Here is a 12683-nt window from a genome sequence, read left to right on the forward strand (position 1 = left end):
TTTTATTTATGGAAATAGAGTGAATTATTTAGCGATATTTACCGCTCTAGTTTCTCTAATTACAGTTACTTTAACTTGACCTGGATACGTCATTTCCGTTTGAATTTTTTGTGAAATTTCGAATGATAAGTTCGATGCTTTATCATCTGAAACTTTCTCACTTTCTACAATTACACGTAATTCTCTACCCGCTTGAATTGCGTAAGCACTTTTTACTCCTCCAAATCCGTAAGCTACTTCTTCTAGATCTTTCAAACGTTGGATGTAAGAATCCAATACTTGTCTTCTTGCTCCTGGTCTTGCTCCTGAAATAGCATCACATACTTGGATAATTGGAGACAATAATGATTTCATCTCAATTTCGTCGTGGTGAGCTCCAATAGCGTTGCAAACTTCTTCTTTTTCACCGTATTTCTCAGCCCATTGCATACCTAATAAAGCGTGTGGTAAATCACTTTCTGTATCAGGCACTTTACCAATATCGTGTAATAAACCAGCTCTCTTCGCTAATTTAACATTCAATCCTAATTCGGCAGCCATAATACCACAAAGCTTAGATACTTCACGAGAGTGTTGCAATAAGTTTTGTCCGTAAGATGAACGGTATTTCATTCTACCTACTACTTTAATCAATTCAGGGTGTAATCCGTGGATACCTAAATCAATTACGGTGCGTTTACCAACTTCAATGATTTCATCGTCAATTTGTTTGGCTGTTTTTGCAACCACTTCTTCGATACGTGCTGGGTGAATACGTCCGTCAGTTACTAATTTGTGTAATGACAAACGCGCAATTTCTCTACGTACCGGATCAAAACAAGAAAGGATAATCGCTTCTGGTGTGTCATCTACTATAATTTCTACTCCAGTAGCTGCTTCTAAAGCACGGATGTTACGTCCTTCACGTCCAATGATTCTTCCTTTTACATCATCCGATTCAATGTTGAAAACAGAAACGCAATTCTCTACTGCTTCTTCTGTACCTACTCGTTGAATAGTGTTGATAATGATTTTCTTTGCTTCTTGCTGTGCAGTCAATTTAGCCTCTTCAATAGTATCTTGAATTTGAGACATGGCTTGTGTTTTAGCTTCTGCTTTTAGTCCTTCGATTAATTGCTCTCTAGCTTCGTCAGCAGATAAGCCAGAAATCACTTCCAATTGTTGTAATTGGCTTTTGTGCATTTTTTCAACCTCAGCCTGTTTCTTCTCTAAAACTTCGATTTTAGAAGTGTATTCAACTGTTTTAGCTTCGTAATCGTCGTTTACTTTTTTGGCTTTAGCCAATTCGTTAGAAACTTGAGATTCTTTGTCGCGAACTCTTTTTTCTACTTCAGCTACTTTTTTATCACGAGCTAAAATTACTTGTTCGTGTTCTGATTTTAATTCGATAAATTTTTCTTTTGCTTGAAGAATTTTATCTTTTTTGATGTTTTCGGCTTCAAAATTAGCATCCTTTAAGATAGAAGCGGCTTCTTTTTTTGCGTTTTTGATGAGGTTCGAAATGTTGCTTTTTTCAATGATTTTAGCGATTGTAAAACCAGCTGCAACACCTATAATTCCAGTAATAATGATTGTTACTATGTTGTCCATGTTAATTAAAAATTTATATATAAAAAAAGCCTACATTAGGTGCTTGTATAAACTCGAAAAGACAAGTTTTGAGCTAACTCACTGTTCAAGCTTCCTTACCAAAGTGAGGCGTGCTATAGTAGTGACGATTCGCTCATTCTAAATTGTTAGTGTTGAGTTTACCAAATTGAACTAATGTAGGCAGTATCTTAGTCTATGTTAAGAACGTATTATTTATTGAGATATTGATCTAATATCGAATTGATTTTATTCAATCTTTCGATGGTTTCTACTCCATCAATTGCGTTATCGATTTGTTTTTGTTCTACTTGAGAAGCAAATTGTAAAGCGCACATGGCTAGTACATCTTGCTTGTCACGAACAGCATAATTTTCTTCAAACTGCTTAATCATAGTATCAATTTTTTTAGAAGCACTTCGAAGTCCTTCTTCTTGTGATGGGTCTACCGTTAACGGATACACTCGATCTGCAATTGATATTTTTATTTTAAGCTTTTCGTCCATATTTTTTTAATCTGATAGCTGTGCTATGCAGTAATCAATTTCGCGAATTAATGAATTTATTTTAAGCTTAGTATCTCTTTTGTTTTCTTCACTGCCGAGCAACGAGTTGGCTATTTTTAGAGCTTCATACTCTTTTTTCAAAGTGTCAATCTCACGAGACTGATTGTGTATGATAGTTGTAGTATTGGTCAATTCCGTCTTTAAATCTTGATTGATTTTCTCTAAACTAGCCATTCTAGTGAAAAGTTTTTCAATCTTATTTTCAAGAGTATCAATTATTTCCGCAATTACACTCATTCGTATTCCAATTCATTACTTAATCTTACAAAGTTAGTATTCCTTTTTATTAATACAATATTTTATTTGCTTTTTTATTTAAAATTTAGTAATTTATTATCAAACAAAGGGTTATGGTTTTTCAGTCTAATTCTGATTTTATTTATGCATTTGTTTTTTTATCTTAGCCAAAATCAAATTTTATGAGATTCCTTCTTTTTTATTTGTTGTGTTGTGGTACTCTTATGGCTCAAAATAATTTTCCTAAAGAATATTTCAGCCCTCCTTTGGATATTCCAATGCAATTGTCAGGTAATTTTGGAGAATTGCGCCCCAATCATTTTCATGCAGGTTTTGATTTTAAAACCCAACAAAAAGAAGGTTTGGAAGTGTATGCTGCTGCTGAAGGGTATGTGTCTAGAATTAAAATTTCAACTTTTGGAAATGGGAAAACTATTTACATCACGCATCCTAACGGTTATACTTCGGTCTATGCACATTTGCAAAAAGCAGTAGGGCCAATTCAAGATTTTATAACGAAAACACATTATAAAGAACAGGCTTTTGAAATAGAAATGTACTTAAAGCCGGGAGAAATTCCAATCAAAAAAGGAGAGTGGATTGCCATTTCAGGAAACACAGGTGCTTCAGAAGGACCTCATTTGCACTTTGAAATTCGTGATTCTAAAACAGAGTATATCATCAATCCGATGCTTTTTGGATTTGATTCAGGTTTTAAAGACACTAAAAAACCTTCAATTTCAGGTTTGTATGCGTATCCTTTGACTACAAAAACAACAGTAAATAAATCGCAACGACCTATTTTGTTAAATTATTCGTTACAAAAAGACGGGACTTTTTTGGCCGATAAAGTAGTGGCGAATGGTGAAATTGGCTTCGGAATTATTGCAGATGATTACGATGATGTGTCGTTTAATAAAAATGGAGTGTATAGTGTTCATTCGTTTTTGAATGGCCAACCTCGTTTTGGATATCAGTTTGATACCTATTCGTTTGATGATATGCGTTATGTGAATGCCTTAATTGATTACGCTAAATACAAAAAGACAAAACAAAGAGTTCAAAAGTTATTTATGAAAAATAAATACGGTTTGGCTTTTATTAAGACGGATGAGGCAAAAGGACAAATAACTCCAATTCCTAATTTGGACGAAGTATATCGTATTGAAGTGGCTGATTTTTTTGGCAACAAAACAGCAATTACAGTGCCTGTTCAGTTTGATGCTAGTACAGCTGTAATTCCGGCAGAACCTAAAGTATCGAACTATTTCATTAAGGCGAATAAGGATAATATTTTTGAAAAAGAAAATGCCTCTGTATTTTTCCCTGCAGGAACATTTTATGATGATTTTCCTTTAAATTTTGAGGTAAAAAATAAGGTGCTGTACTTACATGACGATACCGTTCCAGCTCATACTAATTTTACTATTACAATGACAGATAGTAAAATGTCAAAAGAACAACAAGAAAAAACATTCATTGCAAGAGTAGAAGGAGATCAAATAAGTTATAACTCAACCTACAGAAAAGATAGTGTTTTTAGTACCAAAGTGAAGACTTTAGGAAAGTACAAATTAGTTACTGATACCCTAGCGCCTACCGTTATTATCACCAAACCTATTGAAGGAAAATGGATAAGTCAAGATGCAATACAATTGCAAATTTCGGATTCGGGTTCTGGAATTAAAACGTATAATGGGTATTTGAACGGCAAATGGATTTTGTTCGAATATGACAATAAGACCAATACCATTACACATTATTTTAATGATGATTTGGCTCTTAATGGTGCTAATGAGTTAAAAGTAATAGTAACGGATGCTATGGGAAATTCTACTACCTTTGAAACTCGATTTTTTAGAAGTACAAAAAATAAATAGTATCGTTTGAAAAGTATCCAAAAAGTTATTGTTCAGCTTCTTTTTCTCGGAATGGGATTTTCGTCTTTGGCTCAGAATGCCAAGTTGAGAGGAATTATTTTAGACGAAAATAAGCAAGCAGTGGCTCATGTTTCTGTTTCGAATGGTGCAGTTGGAACTCAATCCAATTCGAATGGATTTTACGAACTAACAATTCCTGCCAACCAAAAAACGACCGTAGTTTTTACTCATATTTCGCTAAAATCGGCATCAATTGTTTTGTTCTTGAAACCCAATCAAAATTTTGAATTCAATCCGGTGATGAATACCCGCCAAGAACAAATAGGCGAAGTAGTTGTGACGGCTAAGAATACCAAACGAATTCATGGTATCACGTCAATTACACCCGAAGTATTACGTAAAATTCCAGGTGCCAATGCTGGAGTTGAAAATATCTTAAAAACCTTAGCAGGAGTCAATTCCAATAGTGAATTGAGTACACAATACGCTGTTCGCGGTGGCAATTATGATGAAAATTTGGTTTATGTTAACGAAATTGAAGTCTATCGTCCTTTCTTAATTCGTTCAGGACAGCAAGAAGGATTGAGTTTTACCAATACTGATTTGGTTCAAAATGTTGATTTTTCAGCAGGTGGATTTCAAGCCAAATACGGAGATAAATTGTCGTCGGTTTTGGATATTACCTATCGAAAACCAACTACATTCGGAGCCAATTTCGAAGGAAGTTTTCTGGGGGGCAGTATGGCTTTTGATGCCGTTTCCAAAAACAAAAAATGGTCTGCAATTACAGGGGTGCGCTATAGAAACAATAGTTTGCTGGTAAAAAGCCAAGAAACCCAAACGAATTACACACCCACTTTTGCCGATATTCAAACGAATATTAATTATCAGGCTTCCGCAAAATGGCAATGGAGTTTTTTAGGTAACATTTCGAAAAACAACTACCAATACCAGCCTTTGACCCGCCAAACTAATTTTGGAACGTTAGACCAACCCATGGCACTTTTGGTGTATTATGAAGGGCAAGAAAAAGATCAGTATGCTACTTATTTTGGAGCTATAAAAACCACTTTTAAACCTAACGAGAGTTTTAATTTGAAATTTATTGGCTCACTGTATCATACAACTGAACAAGAGAATTTTGATATTTTGGCGCAATACCGTTTGGGTGAAGTGGATGCTAATGTTGCTTCTGAAACCTACGGAAAAGTAGCATACACGCGTGGCATTGGTTCGCAGTTGAATCACGCGAGAAATAATTTAGATGCTTTAATTGCCAATATCGAATTCAAAGGGTTTCACGATTGGAAGAAAAGTCAATTGGATTGGGGGGGTAAATACACTCGCGAATCTATTCGAGATCGAGTAGTGGAGTGGGAGGTAATCGATTCGGCGGGGTTTTCTATTCCGCCGCCTATTGTCTTACCTCAAAAAAATGAGCCGTATTCGGTTTATACCGGCCCACTTGTTCCGTATCAAAATGTGCGCGCGACTAATTTTACTGACATTAATAGATTGTCAGGATTTGTGCAATGGAATTCAAAAAGTAGTATAGGAGCAACTAAGGTGTGGTACAATGCAGGATTGCGTTTTCATACTTGGGAAGTGTCAGGAACTGACGAATTAGGTAAATCGCAGTTTGTTTGGAGTCCTCGCGCGCAAATTTCCATTCAACCCAATTGGGAAAAAGATATGGTGTTCCGACTTTCAGGCGGAGTGTATTATCAACCTCCTTTTTATAGAGAATTGCGTGGTGCCGATGGTGTAGTACAACCGAATGTCAAAGCGCAACAATCCGTTCATTTGGTCGTGGCAAATGATTACAATTTTAAGATGTGGAATCGACCATTTAAATTGGTTTCTGAACTGTATTACAAATCCATGTCGGATGTGAATACGTATACGATTGACAATGTCCGAATTCGGTATGCGGCTAATAATTTGGCGAAAGCCTATGCTCAGGGATTCGATATTCGCCTGAATGGAGAATTTGTACCCGGAACAGAATCATGGTTTAGTTTTGGCTATTTGAAAACAGAAGAAAATAGCGAAAATAAAGGCTATATCGCTCGACCAACTGATCAATTATTAAAATTTGGATTGCTATTTCAAGATTATATGCCTACTATTCCAAGAATGAAAGTGTATTTGAATTTAGTTTATAATACAGGATTGCCAGGAGGTTCTCCTTCGTATGCCGATCCGTATTTGTACCAAAATAGATTACGGGATTACCGTCGTGCCGATGTCGGTTTTTCTAAAATTTTGATTGACAATAAAAATAATTCAATTAACAAGAATTGGTTGGGGAATTTCAAAGAATTGGCTGTGGGTGTAGAGATATTTAATCTTTTTAATAATCAAAATGCCATTACCAATACTTGGGTTCGCGATGTGTATTCCAAAAATCAATACGCTATTCCCAATTATATGACTACGCGCGTATTTAATATCAAATTGACGGCAAAATTATAATTTCGTCCCTACGGGACTATTTGATACAAAACATTTTTTTTTCTACCGATATTTTGTCCCTAGCGGGACAATTGCGAATAGTTTTTTCCTATATTACTATGTCCCGCTAGGGACAAAATAGAGGTAATTATGTAGCTATGATGATAAGAGTCCCGTAGGGACGAAATTGTTGTAACACCAATATTATCTATATCAGGATATCGCTTTCTAAATCCGATTTTTCTATTTCAATATCAAAACCTAATTTGGAAACCAATTGGATCACTAAGTTTTTATACCAGTTTTCTGATTTAGGGTGAATGTAGATTTTATCAATCAATTGGCTGATATCCACATTGATTTTAATCCCATCATTGATGTTGATTTTAGTATCAGAAGTGTCAGAGATAATACGGACTTCACGTTCGTATTGAAAACTTTTCCGTTTGAATAAAAAGGGGAAAAACATATCGTCAAACGGAATGTATTCTTTTTTGTAATCAATATAATTGACTTGCCCGATGTATTGCTTTAAGTTTTTTTCGGGTTCCAATGCTTTTTGCAATCGTCCAATAGTAGATTGTATCGCTAAACCCTCGCTGTTTTGAGTGAAAATTTGCCACATAGCAAACGATTCGTATTCGTTGATGTGCCAACTGCTGATGGCTACTTTTTCGCGATGGGTTTTGTAGTAATTTAAAAACTCAGGATTGTTAATCGCTAACTTTTTAATCTCTTCAAAAGTAGGTTCACTAAAAGTGCCTTCGTATTGATCTTCAAATTTATCGGAACGCGACATGAATAATTTTCGCGACAGCAGCAAATCCAAGAATTTAGACAAATCCAAGTACTTCCAAACGATAGTATCTGGATCTTCAGGGAGTTTGATATTTGGATTGTTGAGGTACATATTTATTCTAGCGATTGCATACTAACGAGCTTATTGTATGTTCCGTTTAGGGCAATTAATTCTTCGTGCGTGCCTTGTTCTACAATTCTACCTTTTTGCATCACCACAATTTTGTTGGCTTTTTGAATGGTAGAAAGGCGGTGAGCAATCACAATAGAAGTTCGGTTTTGCATCATGTTTTCGAGAGCTACTTGCACCAATTTTTCGCTTTCGGTATCCAATGCCGAAGTGGCTTCATCCAAAATCATAATCGGTGGGTTTTTCAAAACCGCTCGTGCAATCGAAAGACGTTGTTTTTGACCACCGGATAATTTATTTCCGCTATCGCCAATATTGGTATGAATGCCGTTGGGTAACTCTTTTACAAATTCGTAAGCATTGGCAATTTTAAGTGCTTCAACAATTTCTTCATCGGTAGCATCTTCTTTGCCTAAAGCAATATTAGCTCTGATGCTATCATTAAACAAAATACTGTCTTGAGTCACCAATCCGATTAATCCTCGAAGTGATTGTAGGTTTAGTTGTTTAATATCAATTCCGTCAATTTGGATGGTACCTTCGTTTACATCATAAAAACGAGTTAATAAATTAGCAATCGTACTTTTTCCACTACCTGATTGACCTACTAACGCTACGGTTTGTCCTTTGACCACTTCCAATGAAAAGTCTTTTAATACATTTTCGTCTTCGTATTTGAAGTTGATGTTGGCGATTTCAATTTTAGAATCGAAGGTCTCTTTTACAACGGCTTCGTTATGATTGGTAATTGCATTGTCAATTTCCAATACTTCAAAAACACGTTCGGCAGCAGCTAATCCATTTTTTACTGCATAAGACGCTTTGGAAATGTTTTTTGCAGGAGTTAAGATGTTGTAAGAAAGTAGCATGTATACTAAGAACAAAGAACCTTCTAGTGTCTTGTCAACCAACACTAGGTTACCACCATACCATAATAAAGTAGCAATGGTTACAATTCCCATGAACTCACTCATAGGTGAAGCCAAGTTATTTTTGTTACCAATGCTGTTGGAAAGTTGTAGTAATCTATTGATGGAATCGTCAAAACGTTTTTTGAATTGACTCTCGGCATTGTAGCTTTTAACGACTTTCAGTCCGCCTAAACTTTCTTCGACTAACGAAATAAAATAACCGCTTTCTTGTTGCGCACGTGTTGATTTTGATTTTAAACTTTTTCCGATTTTTGAAATGATAAATCCAGAAACTGGAATAAAAACAAAAACAAATAGCGTTAGATTTACGCTAATATTGAGCATGGCAATTATGGTAAACACAATTGTTAAAGGTTCTTTTACAATGAGTTCTAATATAGAAAAAAAGGAGTTTTGTACCTCATTTACATCCCCAAGCATACGTGCCATGATATCACCTTTTCTTTTTTCAGAATAATAGGAGATAGGCAAGTCGATGATTTTATAATACATCTTTTGTCTTAAATCGCGCAACACCCCATTTTTTAGATGAGTGATATGATAAGAAGCGAGATAATTGAAAAGGTTTTTCAATAAAAAGGTTACAATAACCAAAACGACAGCTAGTAATAAGGCAAACTGAGGTCCTTGCTTTTGGTTCAAATCGGATATAGTGAAGAACAACCAATCTTTTCCGAATTGTCCTATGTCTTGAATTCCTGTATAAGTAGGTTCTGTACTAACAGCAGCACTTTTTTTGAACAACACCTCTAACAACGGAAACATCGTTATCATAGAGAGCGTACTAAATAAAGCATACAAAATGTTATAAATCACATTCCAGATGATATGCGATTTATAAGGTTTGGTATAAGGAATTAATTTGGTTAGATTTTGATCCATTTAGTTCAAATGCATTGCTGCGATTATATTTTTAATTTTTTGATCTAGTTCAGCTTCTACTGCTTTGAAATTTTCAACTTTATCCAAAGTGGTATTGACACTAAAGTAGAATTTTATTTTTGGTTCTGTTCCACTTGGACGTGCACAAATTTTAGAGCCGTCTTCTAAATAGTAGATTAACACATTCGATTTTGGAATTGCAATTGGCTCGATTTCGTTAGTGATTCGGTTTAATGAAGTTGAATTTTCATAATCATCGATACCTACTACACGTTGTCCATTGATCTCATCTACAGGATTTTCGCGCAAGTCAATCATCATTTGATTGATTTCGGCTAAACCATCAATTCCTTTTTTGGTTAACGAAATCAAATGCTCTTTGTAGCAACCAAAGTCAACATACAAATTCAATAACTCTTGGTATAATGAACTCCCTGAGGCTTTTGCCAAAGCAGCAATTTCGCAAACTAAAAGTGAAGCGCCCACAGCATCTTTATCACGAACCGCATCGCCTACCATGAATCCGAAACTTTCTTCTCCACCTCCGATGAATTTTTGGTTTGGAAAATCTTTAATCATTTTGGCAATCCATTTGAAACCAGTCAAACCTATTTTGCATTCAATTCCATAAGCGGATGCCAATTCAAGCATCATAGGAGTAGAAACAATAGTCGAACCTACGAATTCAGTTCCAGTAATTTTATCGGCACGTTTCCATTGTTCCAATAAAAAGGCTGTCATGATAATCATTGTTTGATTACCATTTAACAATATCATTTTGCCGTCAGTATCTCTAACAGCTACACCTAATCGATCTGAATCTGGGTCAGTTCCAATTACAATATCTGCCTGAGTAGCCTCTGCTAATTGCATTGCCATTGTCAATGCCTCAGGTTCTTCTGGGTTGGGAGATTTTACGGTTGGGAAATCGCCATTAGGTTCGGCTTGCTCTTTTACAATATTTACTTGAGTGTATCCCGCTTGCTCTAAAACGGTCGGAATCGATTTGATCGAAGTACCGTGCAATGACGTGTACACGATTTTTAAGTTTTCTTTGGCAACAGCAGGTGTTGTTTTAAAACTAGCATTTTCAATAGTCGATTGATGAAAAGCAGCATCGACTTCTTCGCCAATATACTGAATTAAGCTTTGGTTGGCTTCAAATTTAATTTTGTCATAATTCAACGCTTCAATCAACTGAATAATTTCGCCATCTTGTGGTGGTACTAATTGTCCGCCATCTTGCCAATATACTTTGTATCCGTTGTATTCTGGTGGGTTGTGAGAAGCAGTTAACACAATTCCTGCGTGACAATTCAAGTGTTTTACTGTGAATGACAACTCGGGAGTTGTACGCAATTCAGAAAATAGGAAAACTTGAATTCCATTGGCAGAAAATACATCAGCAACTACTTTAGCTAAAGTATCGCTGTTGTGACGGCAATCGTATGCAATCGCCACGCGTAGGTCTTCGCCAGGAAATACTTTTTTCAAATAATTAGACAAACCTTGAGTGTTCTTTCCTAAAGTGTATTGGTTAATACGGTTAGTTCCTACACCCATAACACCCCGCATTCCGCCTGTTCCAAATTCTAAATTCTTATAGAAACTTTCTTCCAACTCCTTTGGAGCTGAGGTCATCATTTCTCGGATTGTGTTTTGAGTTGCTGAGTCAAAATTTGGCGAAAGCCATTCGTTTACTTTATCTAAAATAGTTTGTTTAATTTCCATTTTGTCTATTATTTGGTATAACCAATCTTTTTTCGTTCTTGTTGCATTTGATTTTGTTGCTTGGAATCCATCAAATGATTTAATGCTTTATAAATATCAGGGAATTGTTGTTCAATTTCCGTTACTCTTTTTGTTAATTCTTCATACGTTAGTGCGAATTTTCGAAGTGAAACAAAACTTCGCATGATGGCAATGTTAATCTCAATAGCTCTTTCATTATTCAATACGCTTGAAAGCATAGCGACACCTTGCTCTGTAAAAACGAAGGGTAAATATTTTGAATGTTGGCCTCTTCCGACTTTTAAGGTCACAATTTGTGACCTTAAAGAAATCCATTCTTCTTCGGTTAATTCAAACATAAAATCCTCAGGAAATCTATTGCTATTCCTTCGTACCGCTTGTTTTAAAACTTTAGTACTCGTTTCGTACAATTCAGCTAAATCAAAATCAAATAGTACTTTGTGACCTCTAATTTCGATAATTTTTTGGGTAATGATTTGGGATTTGGGCATTGTTTACTCTTATAAAAAATTCAGTTCGTTTGCGACTTTATACCGTCCTTCATTGCTTTTGGTTCGCAAAATAATTTCGCCTAAAAAGCCAGCAAGGAATAATTGTGTACCAATAATCATAGTAGTCAACGCGATATAAAACAGTGGATTTTCAGTTACCAACATAGGATGAAAACCAGCATACAAACGGTATAATTTGATACCAATGATTAATCCAGTAGACAAAAACCCGATGATGAACATCAATACACCTGCCGCACCAAAAAAGTGCATGGGGCGTTTTCCGTAGCGAGATAAAAACCAAATCGTAATTAAATCCAAGAATCCATTGATGAATCGGCTCATGCCAAATTTAGATTCGCCGTATTTTCTGGCTTGGTGTTGCACTACTTTTTCGCCAATTTTATTGAAGCCTGCATTTTTGGCTAAAACGGGAATATAACGATGCATTTCGCCCGAAACTTCTACATTTTTCACCACTACGTTTTTGTAGGCTTTCAATCCACAATTGAAATCATTCAAATACACGCCTGATGTTTTTCGAGCGGCCCAGTTGAATAATTTGGAAGGTAAATTTTTAGCCATTACCGAATCGTAGCGCTTCTTTTTCCAACCTGAAACCAAATCAAAATTACCATTGGTAATCATATCATACAATCCTGGAATTTCTTCTGGGCTGTCTTGTAAATCAGCATCCATAGTAATGATGACATCGCCTTGGGCTTTGGCAAAACCAGCATGCAAGGCTTGTGATTTACCGAAGTTTTTCATAAAACGAATGCCTTTCACATGTCGATTTTCGTGAGCAAATTGTTCAATACACTGCCAAGAATTATCAGTACTACCATCGTCTAGAAAGATAATTTCGTAGGTGTAATTGTGCGTTTGCATCACTTTGATAATCCAAGTGTACAATTCGTTCAGTGATTCCTCTTCGTTCAGAAGCGGGATAAGTATGGATAGATTCATTTAAA

General features: G+C 35.7%; 10 protein-coding genes. 2 read left to right on the forward strand and 8 right to left on the reverse strand.

Annotated features, from left to right (window positions below):
* Nucleotides 1–24 precede the first annotated feature (24 nt).
* From rny to Q0L65_RS12265, 3 genes are all read right to left on the reverse strand, one after another.
* Nucleotides 25–1590 (reverse strand): ribonuclease Y, encoded by a 1566-nt coding sequence (gene rny / locus Q0L65_RS12255; protein ID WP_296686784.1) that lies wholly within the window; start codon nucleotides 1588–1590, stop codon nucleotides 25–27.
* Nucleotides 1591–1799: 209 nt separating this feature from the next.
* On the reverse strand, nucleotides 1800–2093 hold the full coding sequence (locus Q0L65_RS12260) for a cell division protein ZapA (protein WP_290823894.1): 294 nt from the start codon (nucleotides 2091–2093) through the stop codon (nucleotides 1800–1802).
* 6 nt (nucleotides 2094–2099) lie between these two features.
* Nucleotides 2100–2390, reverse strand: a complete 291-nt coding sequence (locus Q0L65_RS12265) for a hypothetical protein (protein WP_296686789.1) — start codon at nucleotides 2388–2390, stop codon at nucleotides 2100–2102.
* A 182-nt stretch (nucleotides 2391–2572) separates the two neighbouring features.
* Here Q0L65_RS12265 and Q0L65_RS12270 point away from each other — a divergent pair, with 182 nt between their 5' ends.
* Both Q0L65_RS12270 and Q0L65_RS12275 read left to right on the forward strand, forming a co-directional pair.
* Complete coding sequence (locus Q0L65_RS12270; RefSeq protein WP_296686791.1) at nucleotides 2573–4270, forward strand: M23 family metallopeptidase; 1698 nt, start codon at nucleotides 2573–2575, stop codon at nucleotides 4268–4270.
* A 51-nt stretch (nucleotides 4271–4321) separates the two neighbouring features.
* Entirely contained in the window at nucleotides 4322–6745 is a 2424-nt protein-coding gene (locus Q0L65_RS12275; protein ID WP_296686926.1) for a carboxypeptidase-like regulatory domain-containing protein, read from the forward strand.
* A 187-nt stretch (nucleotides 6746–6932) separates the two neighbouring features.
* On the opposite strand, the gene Q0L65_RS12280 is transcribed toward Q0L65_RS12275, so the two are convergent.
* Genes Q0L65_RS12280 through Q0L65_RS12300 form a run of 5 tightly spaced genes read right to left on the reverse strand, consistent with a single transcriptional unit; the run spans nucleotide 6933 to nucleotide 12678 of the window.
* A complete protein-coding gene (locus tag Q0L65_RS12280) occupies nucleotides 6933–7634 on the reverse strand; it encodes a hypothetical protein (RefSeq protein WP_296686793.1) in 702 nt (233 codons plus the stop codon).
* Nucleotides 7635–7636: 2 nt separating this feature from the next.
* Nucleotides 7637–9466: an ABC transporter ATP-binding protein gene (locus tag Q0L65_RS12285; protein WP_296686795.1), complete on the reverse strand. Its 1830-nt coding sequence runs from the start codon at nucleotides 9464–9466 to the stop codon at nucleotides 7637–7639.
* Nucleotides 9467–11197: a phospho-sugar mutase gene (locus tag Q0L65_RS12290; protein WP_296686797.1), complete on the reverse strand. Its 1731-nt coding sequence runs from the start codon at nucleotides 11195–11197 to the stop codon at nucleotides 9467–9469. It lies immediately after the preceding gene.
* Between the two features lie 8 nt (nucleotides 11198–11205).
* Nucleotides 11206–11709, reverse strand: a complete 504-nt coding sequence (locus Q0L65_RS12295) for an ORF6N domain-containing protein (RefSeq protein WP_296686799.1) — start codon at nucleotides 11707–11709, stop codon at nucleotides 11206–11208.
* A 9-nt stretch (nucleotides 11710–11718) separates the two neighbouring features.
* Complete coding sequence (locus tag Q0L65_RS12300) at nucleotides 11719–12678, reverse strand: glycosyltransferase family 2 protein (RefSeq protein ID WP_296686800.1); 960 nt, start codon at nucleotides 12676–12678, stop codon at nucleotides 11719–11721.
* Between the last annotated feature and the right edge of the window lie 5 nt (nucleotides 12679–12683).

It is taken from the genome of Flavobacterium sp., assembly GCF_024642105.1.
Lineage (GTDB): Bacteria > Bacteroidota > Bacteroidia > Flavobacteriales > Flavobacteriaceae > Flavobacterium.